Origin of the sequence: Neisseria sp. 83E34, from assembly GCF_001308015.1 — a bacterium.
In the GTDB taxonomy this organism is placed as follows: Bacteria; Pseudomonadota; Gammaproteobacteria; order Burkholderiales; family Neisseriaceae; genus Neisseria.
The window spans coordinates 352714-374928 of sequence record NZ_LGYH01000001.1 but is presented as its reverse complement, the minus strand read 5'-3'; the positions used below and the strand labels follow the sequence as shown (position 1 = coordinate 374928).

22 protein-coding genes and 3 tRNA genes are annotated in these 22215 nt (G+C 47.6%); 8 read left to right on the top strand and 17 right to left on the bottom strand.

Features of this window, described 5'->3' with window-relative positions:
- Window positions 1–6: 6 nt before the first annotated feature.
- Window positions 7–1845, top strand: coding sequence for an excinuclease ABC subunit UvrC (gene uvrC / locus AKG09_RS01790; RefSeq protein WP_369814076.1), 1839 nt, complete (start codon window positions 7–9; stop codon window positions 1843–1845).
- Window positions 1846–2073: 228 nt separating this feature from the next.
- On the opposite strand, the gene ubiB is transcribed toward uvrC, so the two are convergent.
- The 9 genes from ubiB to AKG09_RS01745 all read right to left on the bottom strand — a co-directional run bounded on the left by ubiB (window position 2074) and on the right by AKG09_RS01745 (window position 8946).
- Window positions 2074–3585, bottom strand: coding sequence for a ubiquinone biosynthesis regulatory protein kinase UbiB (gene ubiB / locus AKG09_RS01785; protein WP_054617776.1), 1512 nt, complete (start codon window positions 3583–3585; stop codon window positions 2074–2076).
- A gap of 230 nt (window positions 3586–3815) precedes the next feature.
- Window positions 3816–4544 carry an oxygen-insensitive NADPH nitroreductase gene (gene nfsA, locus AKG09_RS01780; RefSeq protein WP_054617775.1) on the bottom strand — a complete coding sequence of 243 codons (729 nt, stop codon included), beginning with the start codon at window positions 4542–4544 and terminating at the stop codon, window positions 3816–3818.
- Window positions 4545–4624: 80 nt separating this feature from the next.
- Window positions 4625–5251, bottom strand: coding sequence for a protein-tyrosine-phosphatase (locus AKG09_RS01775; RefSeq protein ID WP_082391726.1), 627 nt, complete (start codon window positions 5249–5251; stop codon window positions 4625–4627).
- A 126-nt stretch (window positions 5252–5377) separates the two neighbouring features.
- Window positions 5378–6268, bottom strand: coding sequence for a hypothetical protein (locus AKG09_RS01770; protein WP_054617774.1), 891 nt, complete (start codon window positions 6266–6268; stop codon window positions 5378–5380).
- On the bottom strand, window positions 6265–8013 hold the full coding sequence (locus AKG09_RS01765) for a bifunctional biotin--[acetyl-CoA-carboxylase] ligase/type III pantothenate kinase (protein WP_082391717.1): 1749 nt from the start codon (window positions 8011–8013) through the stop codon (window positions 6265–6267). The genes AKG09_RS01770 and AKG09_RS01765 overlap by 4 nt, the downstream gene beginning before the upstream one ends.
- Window positions 8006–8512, bottom strand: coding sequence for a D-glycero-beta-D-manno-heptose 1-phosphate adenylyltransferase (gene rfaE2 / locus AKG09_RS01760; RefSeq protein ID WP_054617772.1), 507 nt, complete (start codon window positions 8510–8512; stop codon window positions 8006–8008). The genes AKG09_RS01765 and rfaE2 overlap by 8 nt, the downstream gene beginning before the upstream one ends.
- Before the next feature lie 133 nt (window positions 8513–8645).
- Window positions 8646–8721, bottom strand: a tRNA-His gene (locus AKG09_RS01755).
- A gap of 23 nt (window positions 8722–8744) precedes the next feature.
- A tRNA-Arg gene (locus AKG09_RS01750) sits at window positions 8745–8821 on the bottom strand.
- A gap of 47 nt (window positions 8822–8868) precedes the next feature.
- Window positions 8869–8946, bottom strand: a tRNA-Pro gene (locus AKG09_RS01745).
- A 213-nt stretch (window positions 8947–9159) separates the two neighbouring features.
- On the opposite strand from AKG09_RS01745, the gene folD reads away from it, so the two are divergent.
- From folD to AKG09_RS01730, 3 genes are all read left to right on the top strand, one after another.
- A complete protein-coding gene (gene folD / locus AKG09_RS01740) occupies window positions 9160–10023 on the top strand; it encodes a bifunctional methylenetetrahydrofolate dehydrogenase/methenyltetrahydrofolate cyclohydrolase FolD (protein ID WP_054617771.1) in 864 nt (287 codons plus the stop codon).
- Between the two features lie 31 nt (window positions 10024–10054).
- Window positions 10055–10756 carry a hypothetical protein gene (locus AKG09_RS01735; protein ID WP_054617770.1) on the top strand — a complete coding sequence of 234 codons (702 nt, stop codon included), beginning with the start codon at window positions 10055–10057 and terminating at the stop codon, window positions 10754–10756.
- Window positions 10757–11018: 262 nt separating this feature from the next.
- Window positions 11019–11591 (top strand): hypothetical protein, encoded by a 573-nt coding sequence (locus AKG09_RS01730; RefSeq protein WP_054617769.1) that lies wholly within the window; start codon window positions 11019–11021, stop codon window positions 11589–11591.
- Between the two features lie 99 nt (window positions 11592–11690).
- On the opposite strand, the gene argS is transcribed toward AKG09_RS01730, so the two are convergent.
- The 4 genes from argS to mutY all read right to left on the bottom strand — a co-directional run bounded on the left by argS (window position 11691) and on the right by mutY (window position 16170).
- Window positions 11691–13409: an arginine--tRNA ligase gene (argS, locus tag AKG09_RS01725; RefSeq protein WP_054617768.1), complete on the bottom strand. Its 1719-nt coding sequence runs from the start codon at window positions 13407–13409 to the stop codon at window positions 11691–11693.
- Window positions 13410–13720: 311 nt separating this feature from the next.
- Entirely contained in the window at window positions 13721–14020 is a 300-nt protein-coding gene (locus tag AKG09_RS01715; protein ID WP_054617766.1) for a hypothetical protein, read from the bottom strand.
- Between the two features lie 228 nt (window positions 14021–14248).
- Window positions 14249–15064 carry a squalene synthase HpnC gene (gene hpnC / locus AKG09_RS01710; protein ID WP_054617765.1) on the bottom strand — a complete coding sequence of 272 codons (816 nt, stop codon included), beginning with the start codon at window positions 15062–15064 and terminating at the stop codon, window positions 14249–14251.
- A gap of 23 nt (window positions 15065–15087) precedes the next feature.
- Window positions 15088–16170, bottom strand: coding sequence for an A/G-specific adenine glycosylase (gene mutY / locus AKG09_RS01705; RefSeq protein WP_156320767.1), 1083 nt, complete (start codon window positions 16168–16170; stop codon window positions 15088–15090).
- A gap of 163 nt (window positions 16171–16333) precedes the next feature.
- On the opposite strand from mutY, the gene AKG09_RS01700 reads away from it, so the two are divergent.
- Window positions 16334–16696 (top strand): hypothetical protein, encoded by a 363-nt coding sequence (locus AKG09_RS01700; RefSeq protein WP_054617764.1) that lies wholly within the window; start codon window positions 16334–16336, stop codon window positions 16694–16696.
- Window positions 16697–16759: 63 nt separating this feature from the next.
- On the opposite strand, the gene AKG09_RS01695 is transcribed toward AKG09_RS01700, so the two are convergent.
- Both AKG09_RS01695 and AKG09_RS01690 read right to left on the bottom strand, forming a co-directional pair.
- Window positions 16760–17188 (bottom strand): hypothetical protein, encoded by a 429-nt coding sequence (locus tag AKG09_RS01695; protein ID WP_054617763.1) that lies wholly within the window; start codon window positions 17186–17188, stop codon window positions 16760–16762.
- 147 nt (window positions 17189–17335) lie between these two features.
- Entirely contained in the window at window positions 17336–17863 is a 528-nt protein-coding gene (locus tag AKG09_RS01690) for a GbsR/MarR family transcriptional regulator (RefSeq protein WP_054617885.1), read from the bottom strand.
- 120 nt (window positions 17864–17983) lie between these two features.
- On the opposite strand from AKG09_RS01690, the gene upp reads away from it, so the two are divergent.
- From upp to AKG09_RS01675, 3 genes are all read left to right on the top strand, one after another.
- Entirely contained in the window at window positions 17984–18610 is a 627-nt protein-coding gene (upp, locus tag AKG09_RS01685) for a uracil phosphoribosyltransferase (RefSeq protein WP_054617762.1), read from the top strand.
- Window positions 18611–18698: 88 nt separating this feature from the next.
- Window positions 18699–19016: a DUF2322 family protein gene (locus tag AKG09_RS01680; RefSeq protein WP_054617761.1), complete on the top strand. Its 318-nt coding sequence runs from the start codon at window positions 18699–18701 to the stop codon at window positions 19014–19016.
- 176 nt (window positions 19017–19192) lie between these two features.
- Entirely contained in the window at window positions 19193–20002 is an 810-nt protein-coding gene (locus tag AKG09_RS01675) for a DUF4198 domain-containing protein (RefSeq protein WP_054617760.1), read from the top strand.
- A 218-nt stretch (window positions 20003–20220) separates the two neighbouring features.
- Here the strand turns inward: AKG09_RS01675 and AKG09_RS01670 are convergent, their stop codons facing one another.
- The gene (locus AKG09_RS01670) at window positions 20221–20520 is read right to left on the bottom strand and encodes a hypothetical protein (RefSeq protein WP_054617759.1); all 300 of its coding nucleotides are present in this window, start codon (window positions 20518–20520) and stop codon (window positions 20221–20223) included.
- 187 nt (window positions 20521–20707) lie between these two features.
- Complete coding sequence (locus AKG09_RS01665; RefSeq protein WP_054617758.1) at window positions 20708–22165, bottom strand: hypothetical protein; 1458 nt, start codon at window positions 22163–22165, stop codon at window positions 20708–20710.
- Between the last annotated feature and the right edge of the window lie 50 nt (window positions 22166–22215).

Genomic DNA, 22215 nt, shown 5'->3' with positions numbered 1-22215 from the left:
TGAGATATTGTGTCACACAGTTTTAATCTGTCTGTTTTCTTAAAAAACCTGCCAAATCTGCCCGGTGTTTATCGCATGCTCGATAAAAACGGGCAGGTTTTGTATGTGGGTAAAGCGGTTAACTTAAAACGCCGTGTATCCAGCTATTTTCAAAAAAGCGATCATTCACCCCGCATCAGCCTGATGATTAAGCAGATTGCCTCGGTGGAAACCACGGTAACACGCTCAGAGGCAGAAGCACTAATCTTAGAAAACAATCTGATCAAGGCTTTATCACCCAAATACAATATTCTCTTTCGTGATGATAAAAGCTATCCCTATCTGATGCTCAGCGGGCACGATTTTCCGCAGATGGCGTATTACCGCGGAACGCTCAAAAAGCCCAATCAATATTTCGGCCCTTACCCCAACGGGTATGCCGTACACAACAGCATACAGATTTTGCAGAAAGTATTCCGGCTGCGCACCTGTGAGGACAGTGTATTCGAACACCGCGACCGCGCTTGTTTGCTTTATCAAATAAAACGCTGCTCCGGCCCTTGCGTCGGCCATATTTCCCGTGAGGATTATCAGAATAGCGTACGCGAAGCCGTTACCTTTCTAAACGGTAAAACCGATGAACTTACCCAGATGCTGTATCACAAAATGCAGCAGGCAGCTGAGCAACTCCACTTTGAAGAAGCCGCGCGTTACCGCGATCAAATTCAGGCTTTAGGTTTGGTGCAAAGCCAGCAATTTATCGACAGTAAAAACCCGAACAACCCAAATGATATCGACATTCTTGCAGTCGCTTCAGAGCATGGTGTTGTTTGCGTGCACTGGGTCAGCATACGCGGCGGACGACATGTGGGCGACAAAAGTTTTTTTCCCGACACCCGCAACGATCCTAATCCCGATATCCAAGATTACGCCGAAGCTTTTGTTGCACAACATTATTTGAGCAAATCCAAGCCGGATATCATTATCAGCAATTTCATTCTTCCCCAAAGCCTGCAAGAAGCATTAAACGGCGAACATGGCAAGCAAATTCAGTTTGTCAGCAAAACCATAGGCGAGCGCAAAGTTTGGCTGAAAATGGCTGAACGAAATGCAGCTTTGGCAATTAACCAACATATTTCCCAACATACCAACCAGCAGCACCGGCTAGATGAGCTTGCACGCTTACTGAATGTAAACCCGGAAGAACTTAACCGTTTGGAATGCTTCGATATCAGCCACACTCAAGGTGAGGCCACCATGGCTTCTTGCGTGGTTTATGATGAACAAAGTATCCAACCCTCCCAATACCGGCGTTACAACATCAAAGACGCAAAAGCAGGTGACGACTACGCAGCGATGCGGGAAGTGCTGACCCGCCGTTATGGGAAAATGACTGAAGCCGAAGCCAACGGTGAATCGGTGAAATGGCCTGATGCCGTATTGATTGATGGCGGAAAAGGCCAAGTCGGCGTAGCTGTGGAAGTATGGGAAGAACTGGGCTTGAACATCCCGATTATCGGCATAGCAAAAGGCCCTGAACGCAAAGCGGGTTTGGAAGAATTGATTCTGCCCTTTACAGGAGAAGTGTTCCAACTCCCTCCCAACAGCCCTGCCCTGCATCTTTTACAGACGGTACGCGATGAATCGCACCGTTTCGCCATCACAGGCCACCGTAAAAAGCGGGATAAAGCAAGGGTTACATCATCTCTCAATGATATTCCGGGTATCGGCAGCAAGCGTCGCCAGGCATTACTTACCCGCTTTGGCGGCTTGCGCGGGGTACAGGCTGCGGGCGTGGAAGAGCTTGCGCAAACCGAAGGCATCAGTTTAGCGCTGGCTCAAAAAATTTACGACAGCCTGCATTAACCGAAGTCTTTGCGTAACCTTTCAAATACGCAATCATAATAAGAACAATGCCTGTCTGAAAAGTTTTCAGACAGGCATTGCAAATCATACAAAGCACATTGTTTGTCAAATATAGTCAATCAAATTACCTTGGTACAAGGCAGCAAGCCGAAGACATGACAAGTAGTGTTGAGTTGATTGACTATATCGCGAACAATACCGGCTTTATCCGCAACCAAATCGAAAAAATTACTTAAACAACACAATCAGCACGAGCGCCACAGCAATAATACACAGCCAGAAATTCTGCCTTTGCTGTGTTTTTACCAAATGTATATAAGCATCACGCATTTCTTGTTGGCGGGTTTCATCCACCAACATATTGATTTTTCTCGGCAGACTGGGAAGGATTTGGGCCCAATCAGGCGCTTCGTTTTTCAAAGTGTTCAAAAAGGCTTTAGGCCCGACTTGCTCTGTCATCCAGCGGGTTAAAAAAGGCTTCGCTGTGATCCACAAATCCAGATCAGGATCCAATTGACGGCCTAGGCCTTCGATATTCAGCAGCGTTTTTTGCAGCAATACAAGCTGCGGCTGGATTTCAACATTAAAGCGCCGGCTGGTTTCAAACAAACGCATCAAAACCAGACCGAAAGAAATCTGCGATATGGGCTTATTGAAAATCGGTTCGCACACCGCACGCACAGCAGCCTCCAGCTCTTCCGCCCGCGTATCAGGCGGCACCCAGCCGGATTCTATGTGTGCGGTTGCCACACGGTGGTAATCGCGGTTAAAAAACGCCAAAAAGTTGATGGCTAAATAGCGTTTGTCATAATCAGTTAAACTACCGACAATACCGAAGTCAAGCGCAATATAACGGCCGTCATCCGCTACTAGAATATTGCCAGGATGCATATCGGCATGAAAAAAACCGTGGCGGAATACTTGTGTAAAAAATATTTCCACACCATAGCGCGCCAGGCGGTGTAAATCGATGCCTTTTTCTTTGAGCCGGGGAATATCGGCAACAGGAGTGCCATTCATCCATTCGATTGTAAGCACATCACGGCTGCAATAATCGTAATAAACTTGCGGCACAATCAGCATGGTGCTGTCTTTAAAATTACGCCCGAGCTGGCTGGCATTGGCCGCTTCCCTCATCAAATCCAACTCGTCGTGCAGATACTTGTCAAACTCATCCACAACTTCACGCGGACGCAGCCTTTTTCCATCGGAGAACAGGCGTTCGATCCATCCTGCACCAAAACGCAGCAAAGCCAAGTCCTGCTCAATCACCGGCGCCAAATTCGGCCGCAACACTTTTACAGCAACCTGCTCACCTGTATGCAAACGCGCTTTATGCACTTGGGCAACAGACGCGCTGGCTACCGGAGTGGTATCGAATTCTGCATAAAGCGCATCAATCGGCTTTCCCAACGACTGCTCAATTTGGCGGCGCGACAACTCGGCATCAAAAGGCGGCACACGGTCTTGTAGCTTTGCAAGCTCTACCGCATAGTCATGCGGAATCAGATCAGGACGTGTGGAGAGCACTTGTCCGAATTTAACAAATACAGGCCCCAAGCTCTCCAAAGCAAGACGCAGACGCACAGGCAAGGAGGTATCTGAATATTCAGATGATTGGGGAAGCTTACGCAACAAACCACATACCCATGTTCGCCCTCCCATCGGAATTAGCAAATCGGACAAACCATATCGATATAGGGTTTTAGCTAATGTGGTCGTGCGTTTAAGCCATTTCATAACAAATCATCAGACAATAAAATCATTAAAAAATCTGCGCATTATGTGGAAACAAACGCGCTCGTTATATAACCATATCAGGCAGGTTTGGCATCAATACACCCTAAACGGCTGACCCGTTTTAACGAATCAGCCGCATTTAAACAGTCGAGAAACTGGTTTGTTTTTTAGCAAGATACGCCAACGCCAAAATACTTTCGGGCTTCTCCAACCTATTTTTCAGACAGGCATCAGCGTTTAGCCAATCCTTTACGCTGCAAAAACGGCAACACATCCGGGCGCACTTCCTGACAAAGAGAATTGCGCACTTGCTGAGTAAAATCCAAATCCAGATTGCTGCGCTGCTTATAGTAGTCTTTAACCTGCGCGTTATATACTTCGTAAACTGCTTTATCCATAGAGCGGTATCCGTTTTCAGTAACCACGCATTCAGTAGGCAAGCGCGGGCGCATCATGGGCTCTTGGGCAGGCCAACCCAAAGACATACCAAACAGCGGCACCACATTCTCAGGCAGATTCAATATTTCATTAGTTGCATTGATGTCGTCGCGCAAGCAGCCGATATACACGCCGCCCAAGCCGAGTGATTCTGCAGTGAGCATCACATTTTGCGCCATAATTCCGGCATCAATCGAGCCCATCAGCGTCATCTCTGTCCAGTCTGTTTGAGCATCGGGCGCAATTTGCTTGTGTTTGGCAAAATCAATACAGAATACCAAAAATTCCGCACAGGTTTCGATATAGTGTTGGTTAGCGCCGACGGCACGCAGTTTTTTACGCATTTCCATGTCGGTAACACGGATAATGTGTGCCGACTGCAAAAAGCTGGAAGTTGAAGCTGCCTGGCCTGCTTTCAAAATGATTTCCAGCATTTCTGCAGGAATCGGCTCACCGGTGTATTTGCGGATGGAGCGGTGGTTAAGCGCAGTTTGCAACGCGGGCTTACTGGTAAATTCCATGTCAGTTCCTCTTCATTAAATGATGGTTTAAAACACAGTTAACTGTGATTTTGCCGAACTAAGTTACTTTGCAGATTGTTTCAGACAGGCATTTCAACCGGCCGAAACACTTGCTGCATACGCAGCGTATTTAAATGAACCTTCACTTCATCCACTTTCTCTTGCGTAAACAGCTTATCAATATTTTTCCAAATACTATGATAACCGTAAGGCCCTTGCTGCATTTCTTGTTTCGCCGCCTCTACCGGCCACCCCTGATAAATAATCCGATACATACCCACAATTAAGCCGGTGCAGTCTGCACCATGATAGCAATGTACCAAAACAGGGCCGCTTTGTTGAGACGCTTCAATCAGATAAAGCGTTTTGGCAATATCTTTCGGCTTAATCTGCCAGGTTAGCAAGGGGCTGTTTATCAAGTTGAAACCACGCCCGCCCAACAACTGCCTGTCATCATTTCGGTCGAAGAAACGAAGGTTCACGATGCTTTGAATACCTAAGCGTTCGATTTGTGCAATATCATCATGAACCAATTGTTCACTGCGATAAAGCCTTGAATCTACTTTATACAGATTAGCGTCCTGCTTAACCAAAACGGCCCATCTTGCCCTTCCGTAAACAGCGGCATCTTGCGGCTGCTTAATCGTGCTGCAACCTGCCAACGCTGCCGAAACCAACAAAACGGGCAAAAAATGGCAAGCGTTCATTATTTTCCTATTTTTGTTCTGAATGTATTTTTTGCAGGAAAGCATTCTATCATCAATCATCAACATAAACGAATGCCTGTCTGAAAAGTTTCAGACAGGCATGTTTGCTCTCAATTGCTCCAATTTTTATTTGCATGTTCCACGTTGCAAGTTACCGTATTTTCCTACTACACTTTGCACACCCTGAATATCTGCATCACTCAAGCCACTGAAATAAATCTGCATTTTAGCTATGCTCATACTACTTGCTCCACCGCTGCTCTGCTCACGGATTTGCGCATTGAAACCCGCATTCTGCAAACGGGATAAAGTAGCCTGTGCAGACTGGCGGTCTGAATAAATCCCAACCACAACGCCGCCACCGCCAATCGAGCCGTTAAACCCTTTTGATGTTACCTCATCCAATACCGTTTGCGCATCGCCCTGGCCTGACACAGTAACCGTGTATTTCACATTGCGCTTATCGCTGCCACCTTCTCTTTGCTCTACCTTACGGGTGGCTGCGTGCGGCCATTGCACCAGCAAGCCTTTGATTCTGTGGTAATCGTCTTCAGGAATGGTAACCGTTGCAGTGCGGCTGCAACGCGCGTTTTGCGTTGCAGCAGGCGGTGGAGCAAACGGGCTTTTCGCTGCTTCGCCTGCATTATTTTGCACCAGCTCGCGGCGCACCCTTTCTTCTGCTTCTTTTTTCAGCTTTTCAGCCTGCAGCTTTTTCTCACGCTCCAAACGGGCTTTCTCTTCCGCTGCTTTCTGCTCGGCCGTTTTTTCTTTCGGCACATGGGTTTCATCTACGGTAGGCTCTTTCGCATCCGCTTTATCACCCGTTTTAATCCAAGACGGCGGAGTGTCTTCCCGCTTCTGCACCAAAGCCGACTCCGGCACTTTCAATTCATGCGAACCTTCTGCCACAAGCTCCTTACTGCTCTCCCCGCTTGTTTTCTTGCTGATGTGGATATTGACCACGGCGCCGAAAACAATAATGTTCAATGCCACCAATACGGCAAATAACCATTTCATTCTTGTTCTACCCAGTTTAACAAACCGTAAATCACAAGATTATCTATGATTTTAACCGTGTTGTCTAAAACAAATGCCTGCGGCATGGCCTGAGCCACCCGCGCCGCGCCGCCGCCGGTTAACACAACATCCACCGGTTTGCCCGCACCTGTTTTTTCCTTCAAGCGTGCGTGCATCAGCAAGATAGAGCCGCACACAGCATCCATCATTCCGCTGGCAAGCGCATTAGGCGTGGTGGTGGGGAAAGGATACACTTTTCCCAATGGCCGGTTGAGGTTGGCCGTTTTCTGCGCCATCGCTTCTTTCATCAAATGAAAACCCGGCATAATAGTGCCGCCCAAATAATGATTGTCTTCACTCAAAGCATCAATCGTCACAGCCGTACCGCAACTGACCACCACACAAGCATTTTGCGTAAAACGGCGGCTGCCCAAAGCATTAAACCAACGATCCGCACCATGCTCGGCAGGATTGCGGTAATGATTGCGAATACCCAACCCTTGAGGCATAGAGGCGAGCCAATCGATTTCTCTAGGAATATGCTCCGCCACCTGCGCTTTCTTTATCGGGCCGCATACGGCCGAACCGACAATGCGGATTTCATCTCCGCCATATTGCGCCCACTCCCTGCCAAGCTCTGACAAATCCCGATAAGGTGCATGGTTCAAATGCACAATACGCCCATTCCTCACCCATGCCCATTTGAGCTGACTGTTGCCGCCGTCCAAAAGCAGGTATTCGGTTTCTTCGTTTTTTACCGCAGGTTTTATTTCACTACTTTGCCGCAAGCTTACCTCACCGCTGACAACTTCGCGCACACCCTCTTCAGTTTCCAGCAATAGCGCACCGTGCAGCCCGACACCTATTACCTTTCCTTCACACATAACTTGACCGTCGCTCAATAAACAAACTTCCCGCCCCTGATCACGATGTGCGGCCTGATAATCCTCCACAAACGCAGCAAATCCGCGCTGTTCAAAAAGCGGCAACATCTGCTCAAGCTGCTGCAATACGGCGCCCAACACAACGGATGCACCCACCGGCTGCCTATTGCCTGTCTGAAACAACGCCTGTACCGACACGGCATTATCCACGTCCTTAGGCAACACAAAATTAATGCCGATACCGATAACCGCATAAGTCTTGCCATCACGCCGCAAGGTTTCAATTAAAATGCCGCCCAACTTACGCAAGCCCACCACCAGATCATTCGGCCACTTTATCTCCGCCTGCACACCCAAGCCCGTCAGACCTTTTTGACAGGCCAAAGCAGTTAACAACGCCAACGCGCCCAAATCCGCCTGCTGCTTATCAAATACCCAGCACAAACTGAACATCAAACATTCGCCTGTTTTCCCTACCCATTTTCTACCTTGCCGCCCCCGCCCCGCACTTTGATAATGCGTAACCAGCAAGCGTCGGTGCATCCGCTCCGGCTTATTTTTAATCTCTTCCAGCAACACATCATTGCTGGATGTGCATTCATGCAAAATGCCTGTCTGAAAACCGGGGGCAACTTGCTGCAAAGCAGCTTCGTCAAACACAGCCAAAGGCCGCACCAAACGCCAATGACCATCATGCTGGCGCAGCAAACCACGGATATGCGGCGGCATTTGCTGCCACACTCCGTTTAATTGGTAAGGCTTCATACCCGTGCGTTTACTCAGCTCAAAAACATGCTGAGGCAAACCATCGGCCAATGCCGCCAGTAAAACCCAATGCTGCTCCCGCATCATCTCAAACATCTTTCTTTTGAGCAGAGCGGATTTTCTCCAAAGTTTGGGTTGTAGAAGTTTGGTGTAAAAAGGGAATCGAGTACACTTTTCCGCCTCTGGCAAGCGTTTCGGGCGCACCCACAATTTTATCCACCGGCCAGTCTCCGCCTTTAATCAAAATATCCGGTTTAACTTCCTCGATTAATTGCGCAGGCGTATCGCTGTCAAACCACGTTACCAAATCAACACAACCAAGTGCTGCCGCTACCGCAGCCCTATTTTCCAACGAATTAATCGGCCGGTCGTCTCCTTTGCCTTGCCGCTTAACCGAAGCATCCGTGTTCAAGGCCAACACCAAAGCCGCCCCAGCCTCCCTTGCCTGCGCAAGATAGGTTACATGCCCTCTGTGCAAAATATCAAAACAGCCGTTTGTAAACACCAGCGGACGCGGTAACTTGGCAAGGTGCTCTTTCAATTGCTCCGGCGGGCAGATTTTTTGCTCAAACTCAGGTAAAGGCCAATTATTCACAATATCGTTCCTTCGCTTTTGCGTGGTTGAGGTAACCATGCATTCTAATGTAATGAATTTTGCTTGAATCATACCTAAGTGGCAAAATTTATAAAAGACAAAGCCCGCTCAAAATGAGCGGGCTTTGAAATTATGGGGTGGCTGATGGGGCTCGAACCCACGACAACCGGAATCACAATCCGGGGCTCTACCAACTGAGCTACAGCCACCACAATTTAAACTGGTGCATTTTTGGCACGCCCGACAGGAATCGAACCTGTAACCCCCGGCTTAGAAGGCCGGTGCTCTATCCGGTTGAGCTACGGGCGCTCTACCTTAATCCTATCGTGCATAAACCTTAATTAGGTTTGCTTTTCTGGTCGGGGCGGTGGGATTCGAACTCACGACCCCCTGTTCCCAAAACAGGTGCGCTAACCAGACTGCGCTACGCCCCGACGAGAAGATGCAACTATACCCGAGCATCCGGCCTTTAACAAGTTTTTTTTGTGAAAACTTGTATCCAAAATCACATCATTTTGTTTTTTTAAAAAAATCTTTTCAGACAGGCATTCATTAAAGTTAAACAAGAGATGCAAATTTTTGCAAAAAATGCGACAATAACGCCGTTCAATTATCCTATCCTTATCAAATAAAGGCTTTCTTTCACCATGACAGCACAAATCATCGACGGCAAAAAAATTTCACAACAACGTTTATCCCTTGTAGAGCAAAAAGTTTCAGAGCGTAAAGCGCAAGGCTTGCGGGCTCCTTGTTTGGCGGTGGTTTTGGTTGGTAACGATCCGGCCAGTACCGTATATGTACGCAACAAAAAACTGGCTTGTGAAAAAGTAGGCTTTGAATCACTCTCTTACGAGTTGCCGGAAGACACCACAGAAGAAGCTCTTCTAAAATTGGTGGATGACTTGAACGAAAACCCGAAAGTTGACGGCATTTTGGTGCAGCTTCCGCTTCCCGCTCAAATCAACAGCCAGGCGGTTTTAGAACGGATTTTGCCGCATAAAGACGTTGACGGTTTCCATCCTTATAATGTTGGCCGCCTCGTAGTGAAAATGCCGCTGATGCGTCCTTGTACGCCCAAAGGCGTGATGACGTTGTTAGATGCTTACGGAATTGATGTTGTAGGCAAAAAAGCCGTTGTAGTGGGAGCATCCAATATCGTTGGCCGCCCGCAAGCTTTAGAGTTATTGCTTGCACGCGCTACGGTAACGGTTTGCCACAGTGCCACAAAAAATCTGGCTGAAGAAGTGGCCGCTGCCGATATTGTTGTGGCAGGCGTAGGCAAACCGAATTTTATTAAAGGTGAATGGATTAAGCCCGGGGCCGTGGTAATTGATGTAGGCATCAACCGCCAAAGCGACGGGCGTTTGTGCGGCGATGTGGAATTTGAAAAAGCCAAAGAACGCGCTTCTATGATTACTCCCGTACCTGGCGGTGTCGGCCCTATGACTATTGCAACACTGCTGGAAAATACACTTTACGCCGCCGAGTTGCACGATAAATCGGCACAATAATTTCACAACAATTCTAAAATATGTCCGCACTATGGCACCGGAACACATTCTGCAAACCATTCGCTCCCTCAACGTGATGCTTTCCCGCAAATTAAAAGCGCCTTTCGGCGTGATGGCGGTTTATTGTGCGGACAATAAGCCGGAAGATACATCATCTTCCGGTGCCTATTATCTGCTGGATAAAAACGGCATCACTCTTTTCCAAGATGAAACCGTGCGGGCAGAATACCGACTCGGACAGCGCTCTTTGCTTAACTTTTTTCTTGACCACTGCCCTGAAGAAAAGCGCCGTCAAGCCGCAATTCTGCTTACATACTCCCCTCTGTTCTGGCGTTTGAAATCTTCGCTCAATATTCACGCAGGTACCATACCACTCGGCCGTTTGCTGCAAAACACCGCCAGCACAGCCGCATTAATCACTCTGTTGTTAACTTGGTTTTTCTCCCGCCAAGCTACGCCTGAAACCAAGCCTGTGGGCATCTACATGAGCATTTGCTTCACGCTTGCCCTCAGTAGCGTCGCCCGTGTCGGCGACTGGTGGGATGATGTCCGCACCGGCATTAACCCCGGAATAGATTACGCCCGCCGCCTGGGTTTGCTGCTGGCCGCACTTGTTCCTTTCTATTACTATGCCAACATTACCAACTCGCTATTGGAAAAGCCGCTGCAATACACGCTGCTCTCCACCACAGCAGCTGCCGTATGTATGTCTTTTTTCAGCAATCGCAGTTAAAGTCCGTTAAAGCGGCATTTTTCACTGCATAAAACCCTTCTCCGGCAGCAGAAACGCCACAGAAACTTACTATTGCAAATACATTGCCACTATTGGCAACATCTTCGGCTTGTTCTTTTACCTAACCCGCAATGCCAAATAGGCGGACGAGCAGTAATTAGCGCAGAAATTTCCCACAGATAACAGTTTTGCAAAGCTCTTGTTCATTCTTTTGTTATACTACGCCTCCTTATTTTATCTTTCGGACAAAACACCAGAAACCATGCTGCTCAAACTGATTACCGATGCACGCGATGCTTTATTACTTCGCTACAAGCCCGCCGAAGCTTACCGTTACGCTCCTTCGGCGATTATTGGTGTTTTGCTGCTGCTCGGTTTGCAAAATGCAGCGGCTTTCGCCCCGTTCTTCGGTCGCGACGCTGCTGCAATTGCGTTCTCTCTGATTCTTGTTGTCGTCAAATGGTTGCTACTCAGTTTGGTGATGCAGACCATTTTGCGTCCGAACAACCATTCCGAAAAAACCTCTTATTTCGGGTTTATCTTGGCTACCGAAGCCTTGTTGGCACCTGCTATTGTTGTGCTCTACTACCCGGATTTATCAGGCGTAGCCGTATTCTGGCAGATTTGGTGTTTTTGGGCTCAAGCTGCAGGTTTAATGAGCCTAAGCAAATCAAACGGCCTGAAAATTCTGCTCGGCTATCTTTCTTATTCGGTCATCATGATTATTGTTTTATTTATCCTCCTCAGTTTGTTTGTCGGCCTCGGCTTATTTGATCAAGCAGAGCTGATGGAGCGCAGTCAGCAGATATTCAAAGCCAGCCAACTTGCTCCTTAAAAGGCAAATGCCTGTCTGAAGCTTTTCAGACAGGCATTTATTCAATGCACTCAATAAACTATGCTGCATCTTCCAAAAAATGCTTTTGATCTCCACGCATCACATCACTTCCAGCGTTTCAATTCCCAACAGCTCCAACCCTGTTTTCAAAGTGTTGCCGGTTAGCTTAGCCAGTTGCAAACGCGTATTTCGCACTTCGCCTTCGGCTTTCAGTATCGGGCACGCCTCGTAGAAGCGGCTGAATAGCGTAGCCACTTGATAAAGATAAGCAGCAAGATAATGCGGATAAGCTGTGTCACCCACATTATTCAAAACATCTTCAAACTTCAAAAGCTCAACCGCAAGCTGTTTTTCCAAAGCGTCATTTAACACGGGCACAACAGTTGCATCCCATTCACCCGCCCGACGGAACACGCTTTGCACGCGCGTATAAGCGTATTGCAAGTAAGGCGCAGTGTTGCCTTCAAAGCTCAGCATATTATCCCAGTCAAACACATAATCGCTGGTGCGGTTTTTGCTCAAATCGGCATATTTAACGGCACCGATACCGACCACTCTGCCGATACCGGCGGCGGTTTGTGCATCCAGCTCCGCATTTTTATCCTGCACCAATGCAGTGGCGCGCTCTAGCGCTTCATCAAGCAGCTCAACCAGTTTTACCGTATCGCCGCTGCGTGTTTTAAACGGTTTACCGTCTTTACCCATCATCGTGCCAAACGCGATATGTTCGGCTACCACATTTTCAGACAGCCATCCTGCTTTACGTGCAACAGTAAATAACTGTTGGAAATGCAAGGCTTGGCGTGCATCCACCACATAAAGCAAACGGTCGGCGTTCAACTGGTTGACGCGATAACGGATACAGGCCAAATCGGTTGAAGAATACAAGAAACCGCCGCCTTGTTTCTGCACGATAAATGCAGCCGGTTCGCCTTCTTTGTTTTGAAACTCTTCCAGAAACACCACCTTTGCGCCATCGTCTTCCACTGCCAAGCCCTGAGCGGTCAATTCGTCCACCACGGCTTGCAAGTCGTTGTTATACCTAGACTCACCAGCCACATCATCCGGAGTGAGCAGCAGACCGAGTGCATCATACACATTTTGAGCATGACTCAAGGAAATATCGACAAACTGTTTCCACAATGCCAGCACGGTTTCATCCCCGCCTTGCAGCTTCACCACATAATCGCGCGCCGTGTCGGCAAAGGCTGCATCTTCGTCAAAACGGATTTTGGCTTCTCGGTAAAACTGCTCCAAATCAGACAATTCGAATCCGGCATTGCCTTTTTGCTGCTCCACCATATAGGCCACCAGCATGCCGAATTGCGTACCCCAGTCGCCGACATGGTTCTGCCGGATCACTTTATGCCCCAAAAAGCCCAACACACGGGCAATGCTGTCACCGATAATACTGGAGCGCAAATGACCCACATGCATCTCTTTGGCCAAATTAGGCGAAGAATAATCAATTATCACGGTTTGCGGCTCTTTAGCGACTTGCACCCCCAAGCGCTCATTGGCTAGAGCGTTACGCAGCCCATTTGCTAAAAACTCGGCACGCAGGCGCAGATTGATAAAACCGGGGCCTGCCACTTCCGCATGCTCGATCACCGCATTATTCGCCAAAGCATCTGCTACTTTCTGCGCTAATTCACGCGGATTCATCTTGGCTTGCTTTGCTGCACCCATCACGCCGTTAATCTGAAAATCGCCGAAATCGGCATTCTTGGCGGGCTGCAACACAATCGGGCTGCCGCCGATGCCTGCCACTTCGAATGCAGCTTCAATTTCTTTGGCAACGCTTTGGTGTAAATTCATATTGCTTCTCGATTTATCAAAATGAGTATCAAAAATTAAGGCATTATTCTAAAGGAAAACAGCCATGATAAACACCCGCAACGTTTATATGTTTACTGCATCCGACGGCAAAACCAATACGTTTTTTTACTATGGTTGTGAAAATAATGTTCATAACAACCAGCTAACAACAGACAACACAAACATTACAAGAAGGCGGGCCGATACAAAGCGAAAGCTTCAAATTCATATACTTAAGCCTGTCTGAAAATATTCAGACAGGCTTAAGTATCCAGACAATCATTATATCGGGGAAGAATGGACGGCCGGCTTTATTTTATTTTAAGGCCGGCAGCAGCGGCTTCAAACTTTCCGATTTTAACGGCACTGGCAGCTTCCCGCTCTTTATCCAAATCTTCCAATTTTTTCTGCCCTTCGGATACGGCTCTCAAATCTTGACGCTCTTTAGCCATCTTGATCGCCACTTGTTCAGCGGAAACACCGTCAGCAGAATACTGCATATCACGAATCAGTTTCCACTGTCCGTAGATAAAGTATCCCAATGTACCTAAAATTAAAACAATAATAATGGTCAAAACAGCACTATCAGACAATTCTTGCTTGGCTTTCATGAGTTGTTTTCCTATGTGTGTGTGGACAATGTTATATTTTTTTATTAGTTTCTTCCTGCTAGGCGGGAGATTCTATATCAAAACTCTAGCTAATTGCTCACTAATTAAATGAATTTTATTAATAAGGGCTTAAAACAATGCCTGTCTGAAAATAAACGTGGTTATTTTCAGACAGGCATTGCTATTTTCATGAAAAATGAATCATTTTTTGTGTAAAAAATAAACGCTTTATTTCTTCTGCGCTGCCCTTTTAAACATGATCCACCAATCTTTCCAGCCCAAAACCGGGCGCCTATTGAATACGTCGTAACGGTTTTCGTCTAATTTATGCAAAATCTGCTGACCGCCCAGAATAATCATCCTCAATTCAAAACCTATTCTGCCTTTGAGAGTTTTGCCCAAAGGCGAACCGGCCTTCAACATTTTGTGTGTACGTTCACACTGGTAGGCCATCAACCTCTGAAATGCAAAATCAACCTTGTTTGCGGCAATCTGCGCCTCGCTAACGCTGAATTTTTCCAAATCATCCTGCGGTATATACACGCGCCCTTTTTTCCAATCCACTGCCACATCCTGCCAAAAATTAATCAGTTGCAAAGCTGTGCAGATACCGTCGCTTTGGGCAATGCTGCGGCTGTCGGTTTCGCCGTAAAGGTGCAGCATCAGCCTGCCGACCGGATTGGCGGAACGGCGGCAATAATCCACCAGCTCGGCAAAATTTTGGTAGCGTTTTTTTTCTACGTCTTGCGCAAATGCCGAAAGCAAATCGTAAAAAGGCTGCAAAGGCAGGTTGAAAGGTTCGATTGCCTGTTTCTGCAAGCGTTGAACCATTGGGTTTTCCGGCGTTTTTCCGGCGGCAATGACATCCAATTCCTGTTTAAGCCCGGCTAGTTGCTGCAAGCGTGTTTCATTTGGGGCAGCACCTTCATCAGCAATATCGTCCGCAGTGCGGGCGAAAGCGTAAATAGCGTGAACGGGCTTACGCAAACGGCGCGGCAGCATAACCGAGCCGACGGGGAAATTTTCGTAGTGGTTGACTGACATGGTTTCTTTTTAATTCAGAATGTTTAAAACAAAGTTTTTTGAGCGCGGTTTAAATAACTGTGCAAAGGTTTGGGCAAGCCGTATTGTTGCAGGTTTTCCATGCCCACCCAATGCCTGTCTGAAACGTTTTCAGACAGGCATTGGGCTTCAAACGGCATAATCTCAAGCAAACGGTGGGTAAGCCTGTGGGTAAACGCGGCTTGTTCGCTCAGGCTTTCGGGCTGCAAACCGAGTTCGGCGGCAAAGTCATAAAGCGCTTGCAGACTTTCAAAACACGGCACGCAATAAAGCCCCGCCCAAATGCCGCTTTGCGGCCGCTTTTGCAGCAATATTCTGCTATCCGCATCATGCAACACCAGCCAATAAAGCGGCTGTGCTTTCACTGCAACCGCCGCTTTTCTCAGCGGCAGCTCGTGCACGCGGTTTTCCGCTTTGGCTTGGCAAAACGCTTCCATCGGGCATTCGCCGCACAAGGGCTTGCTGCGTTTGCATACGGTTGCGCCCAAATCCATCAGCCCTTGCGTATAGGCAGGCATGTCGGCCGGATTGGGGGGCAACAGGCTTTCTGCCAACGCCCACAGGCTGCTTTCGAATTTTTTGTCGGCCGGATTGCCTTCGCGCGCAAACACGCGGCATAACACGCGCTTCACATTGCCGTCTAAAATCGTTTCCCGCTGCTGAAAAGCAAACGCGGAAATCGCCGCCGCCGTGCTTCTGCCCACGCCGCAAAGCTGCTCCAATTGCTGCCGTGAGTCCGGAAAAGTGCCGTCGAATTCTGCCACCACCTGTTTGGCGGCTTTGTGCAGATTGCGCGCGCGACTGTAATAACCAAGCCCGGCCCAAAGCCCCAGCACCTGATCTTGCTCCGCCTCAGCAAGCGTGTGCACATCAGGAAATGCAGCAATAAAGCGCGGGTAATAGTCCAATACGGTTACCACCTGTGTTTGCTGAAGCATGATTTCAGACAGCCATACGCGGTAAGGATCTTGCGTTTGCCAGGGCAAATGATGGCGGCCATGCTTTTTCTGCCAATTTATCAAAGCATCGGCAAAGCGCCTTTGCGCCGCTTCGGGCATTGCGTTTAAGGTTTTCTCGGCAGCATCCATTTTCAGACAGGCATTTCAAATAATACAAGGCCGGTATTGTAGCAAGAATACGCACCTAGTTTTCACCATGCCTGTCTGAAAATCTTTCAAACAGGCATGGTTCAATCCGAAACCATACCAGCCTGCGAAACATGGTTGTATCCAACAAAACAGATACTCTACAATGCCGCTTACCATTCACTCCCCAAACCCCATCATGACACATAAATTCTTCTTATCGCTTATCTGTTCCTGCGTCATCGCCACAGCTTGCGCGGCAGAATCCCGGCTTTATTCCATCAATGCAAAAGACACCGGCGCCCCGTTTGACATGACTGCTACCGAAATAACGCTGAAACGGGGCTTTTCCCATTTCACTGTTGTTTACCCGCCTGAAAACTCCGATGTCATCACCCTCGGCTTTGCCAACTCGGAGCGCGCCAAACCCAAGCAGCTTTTGGGCAAAGACTACGCGCCCGAACGCATGCTGGGCGAAGCTGAAGAAATGATGCCGGTCAGCACGTTTTCACTGCTTTGCGGTTTTTAATCCGCCAACACAAATAAAACCATGCCTGTCTTAAACACTTTTCAGACAGGCATGGCCTCATTCTTATTCCACCTCGGCTGCCGGTTTGACCACAAACTTCGGCTCCTCAACTTTCGGCGCCACCTGCTCACGGCTGCGCTGAATAAACTGAATCTGACGGCGCACCAAAAATGCCAACACCACCAATACCATTACACCGCCCATAAATGCCGCGCGCATCGCATACAGCAGGTTGAAACCGATATTTTCCCCAAACTCAGGCGCAAACAGCAGCACCATCAATAAAGGTACCATCATAATCAGCAAAATATACAGCCGTTTCCAGAAAGAGCCGCTTATGTCTTTAACTTCATCACGCGGATCATCACACAAATATCTCAACACTCCTTGCAACGGTTTGCCCAACAAAGCCCAACAGGCAAGACTCACCAGTAAAGAAGAGGCTGTTAGCACACCGATCACACTCATCACATGGCTTACAGGATAGTTCATTTTTCATTCCTTTCGTTATTTCTGTTAAAATAGAAATTTACCTTTAAAAATTAAAGCAGATGCTCTGCTTTAATTAATTGGAATACTACTTTTCAAACCAAACAGCCGGCATGGCGGTTTCAGACAGGCATTTTTGCACTACCCACATCACTTGCCGCCGCTTAAAAACTTCTGCACTTTCGCACCCAGCTTCAAAATCTGGGTTAGCGTACCGGTAGAAAGCTTCAGCATTTCACGCGTCCAATTCGTTGCCACTTCCATAAACTGCTGCGTATCGCGGATGCGTTTCTGAACCTGCTCGTTTTCCTGAGCAAATTCAGGCGTGGCCATCAATTCGTTTAAAAAATGCAGTGTCGGCTCGATTTCCCGGCGCTGGCGCTCTTCCACAATTGTACGCACCAAAGTCCAAATATCATCGGAAGTAGTAAAATAATCGCGCCTGTCGCCAAGCTGGTGGGTTATCTGAACCAGCTTCAAGCTTTGCAGCTCTTTAATACTATTGCTTACATTCGAACGCGCGAGGCTTAAAGTTTCGGCAATTTCTTCCGCGTTCATCGGCCGCCCGATAATAAACAGCAGGGCATGAATTTGCGCAACGCTCCGGTTTACGCCCCATTGGGTGCCCATTTCGCCCCAATGCAATACAAATTTTTGAGTGGTCGGATTCAGTTTCATGCTCAACATTATAACTAATCATTAATTTCTGTCAATACAGAAATTTAAAAAAATTAAATTATTGGTTAGGAAGATTAGAAAGTTTTATAATAACCAAGCCAAATCCAAGAGAGATACACCATGAATATTACAATCATCAACCACCCACTGGTGAAACACAAACTCACCCTGATGCGCGAAGCCGATTGCAGCACCTATAAGTTCCGCACCCTCACCACCGAGCTGGCACGCCTGATGGCCTACGAAGCCAGCCGGGATTTCGACACCGAAAAATACATTATCGACGGCTGGTGCGGCGAAATCGAAGGCGAACGCATCAAAGGCAAAACGCTGACCATCGTGCCGATTCTACGTGCCGGTTTAGGCATGCTTGACGGCGTACTCGACCTGATTCCCACCGCAAAAATCAGCGTGGTCGGCCTGCAGCGTGATGAAGAAACGCTGAAACCCGTTTCCTATTTCGAAAAATTCGTCGACAGCATGGAAGCGCGCCCCGCGTTGATTATCGACCCCATGCTGGCCACCGGCGGCTCTATGGTTGCCACCATTGACCTGCTGAAACAAAAAGGCTGCCGCAATATCAAAGCACTGGTTTTAGTTGCCGCCCCCGAAGGCGTGAAACTGGTAAACGAAACGCACCCTGATGTAACCATTTACACCGCCGCACTCGACAGCCATCTTGACGAACACGGCTATATCATCCCCGGACTGGGCGATGCGGGCGATAAAATTTTCGGCACACGCTGAACCCTACTCCTAAAATCTCAATCAATATCATGCCTGTCTGAAAATTTCAGACAGGCATCTATTCAAGCTACTCAAGAAAGAACGCATCATGAATTTTCAAGACAACCTCGCAACCATGCCGGACATCAGCCATCTGAGCGGACTGGATGTTCTAGATACAGCCGGCAACACGCTCCATCACATTCCTGCCGCACCTGGCAAACTCGGTTCGCTGAAGCTTTACAACGCATTAGCGCAAGAATTTAACGGCGTATTAAACACCCAAACAGCCGAACGCGGCTTGGCGCTTTTTGCAGAACACGTTGCCGATGCCGAAGCCAATCCGGGCAAACACCCGAATATCGACCTGCTTTTTAAGGTGAAAAACGAAAACCTCATTTTGCAGCTCAAGCCGTTAAGCGCATAAACTGCTTTGGGCGCAACCGCAGTGGTAAGCACTGGTCTTACAAGCAACATGCCTGTCTGAAAATAAACGTGGAGCGTCACATTTTCAGACAGGCATTTATCTTTACTTTAATAATGTTATATTATAACATCTCATATTAGTCATTCGATTTCATCACACCTTCAAAGAAAGATCTCATGAAAAACAAAACCGCTTTATTCGTTCTCGGCACCCTGCTGTTTTCAACATCAACCCAAGCCCACCGTGTATGGGTGGAAACCGCACACACCCACGGCGGAGAAATTTTAAAAGCCGAACTGGGCTACGGTGAATTTCCCGATATGGAGCCGATTGCCAAAGACCGTTTGCATATTTTCAGCAAACCCATGCAGCTGATTACCGAAAAAGGCAAAGAAGACTTAGTGCAAAAAGGCAGGTATAACTATCAATACCAAAGCAAAAAACCGGTAAAAGACGGCAGCTATCTGGTAACTGCCGAATATCAGCCCACTTTCTGGTCAAAAAACAAAGCAGGCTGGAAGCAAGCCGATATGAAAAAAATGCCAGATGCCGAATACTGCGAGCAAACCCGCATGTACGGCAAAAACATTGTTAATGTAGGCCACGAAAGCGCCGACACCGCCATCATCACCCGCCCGGTAGGCCAAGGTTTGGAAATCGTACCTTTGGATAACCCGGCCAATGTACATGTGGGCGATAAATTCAAAGTGAAAGTGTTGTTCAACGGCGAGCCTTTGCCTAAAGCCACACTTACCGCCACCTTTGACGGCTTCGATACCAGCGACCGCAGCAAAACGCATAAAGTAGAAGCCCAAGCTTTCTCGGATGTTACGGGCGACGATGGTACTGTAAGCATCATTCCGCTACGTCAAGGTTTTTGGAAAGCCAGCGTGGAGCACAAAGCCGATTATCCCGATCAAAAAGTCTGCCAAAAGCTCGCCAGCTACACCACCATGACTTTCCAAATCGGCCATACTCATCATTAGGCGAATATTAGAAAATCACGTTATAGTGGTTCAATGTTTAAATGGTACACTCGTCATACTCGGGTCAGGCCCGGGTACGACGGCACCGTTACTACGTTAAGTGGCTTAACCATATAAGTTTTCTTAGCGAATGAAAAATGCCTGTCTGAATATTTTCAGACAGGCATCATATTACTTAAGCTGTATTTGCTTTATACGGCATGCAAATCAAGCGGTGCTTATTTGCAGGAAACGCCTAAAATTTTAGGTTGGTCATCTTTCGACAATTTGATTTTGCAGCTGGTAGAAGACGAGCCGCTCACGACAACATAATTATTACCGCCCTCTTTGCTGCTGCGGATGCTTACCGGTTCTTTCACGCCCATCGAAAGCGATGTTCTAGCCAAATTCTCCGACAATTCGGCCGGTAAGCCTGATGAATCTTCTTGAATATCGATAGATTTTTCTTTAGACACCGCCATCGGGCTCAGCGCCAAAGACAGCACGGTCAACAAAATGGTACCTGTGCGTTTGTTCATGGTTTTATTCCTTATGCAAGTTGCGCTGTAGAGCGCAGACAGTTCCAATATAAGGGATAATCTTGCAAGAAGCTGCTTTTTTTCGGATTTTTTACATAAACACACCTTAAAGTGTGTCTTAAACATATAAAAAAGTATGCCTGTCTGAAACAGATATTTTCAGACAGGCATTGTTTTAAACCGGTACTTATTTAATCACTTCTTCTTTGATTTCATTTGCATTTTCCGGCGCTTCAATGCTTTCGTCTACTTCATATTCGCCAACTTCATTGTAGCCGCTCTCCCCGAAAGGCAATTTGAATGCTTTCATCACCTCAGGGAATTTAACCACCTTGCTGTTTTCAGGCTTGAATGTGAACACAGGGTTACCGAAGCGGTTTAGCGTCATAACCATTTCAAAGTTCAAAGCTTTTTCTTTACCGTTGACTTGCAGATAGCTTCTGCGCGCCACAGCGCGGCCTTTTCCGTCTAAATAAATGCTTTCAACCATCGGGCTGCCGATCATTTTTTCAAAAGCATCGAGATCTTCTGTCAAGCTGGAAACACCATGGTTATCGGCCAAATCATCTGCAGTCATTTCGGCTTTCGAAGAATCAGCAGCTTCCCCTGACGCCTTAATAGCCGACGCCGCCTCAGCCACTTCAGCCATCGCACCATCCAGTGCAGAACCTGTATCTTCTAATTCAACCCCAAAAACTTTGGCCATAACCGAACGTACGGTTTGGTAATCTTCCTCGGAAGAGCCCTCCTCCAAGCCGGCTTTCTGCATATTTGTGAACTCATGATCGAAATCACGGTAAAATGCCTTGTAGAAAGCTTCCAGATTTTCTTTGTTCCACACAATATCCACACGGTGCTTCGCACCTGCGCGTTTGCCGAACTCATCCATCTCTGCCGCTTTGTAAGCCTCGGGCGGCACGGCTTTATAAGCGGTGTAGCTGGCTTTCACAAGCGCTTTCAAAGTTGATTTCAGCGGAAAGCTTTTCTTTTCCACATCGCTCCAAGCAAACTGAATCGGCTGATCGGTTAAGCGGCTAACCAATGCTTTGTCTTGAATGACAATATCCATAATCATCGGAATGGTTGCCGGCATATCAATCGTAGCCGTCATATTTTTACCGTCCAACAGAATGGGCATTTTCATGCTGCTGTATTCGTTTTTATTGTCGTTAACAAACTCAGGAACCAATTCGATTTTTTGCTGGCGCAAATCAACCGCACCGTTCACGCGTAACTGTGTATTTTGAATATATTTGGTTATAGCCGGATAGCCTTGCGCCAAATCCGCAACTTTGGCTCCCCAGTTGCCTTCTTCAATATCGGCATAAGGATTATATTCTTCCTCGCATCCGCATTGTTCAGCAGATTCAGTTTCAGCAGATTCCGCAGCACTGGCTGCTTCAGCTTCCGGCCCTTTTTCCTCCGCACGTTTTTTTGCTGCTTCGGCAGCCACTTGAGGCGCCAGCCCCTTATCTTTATCACTTAGAAAAACATGCGCTTTACCTTCGAAATTGTAGCTGTAATCTTTGCTCAAGCTGCGGTCGACAGAGATTCCCACCATTTCGTGTGGCGTTTTACCGTTCAAAGTGCTGCACGCGCTCAAGCCGAAAGCAGCTACGGCTACCGCCAATAATGTTTTTTTCATAACTTTCACCCTTTTTTTGTTAAATTAGTTTAATTTTTTCAAAGTTCGGA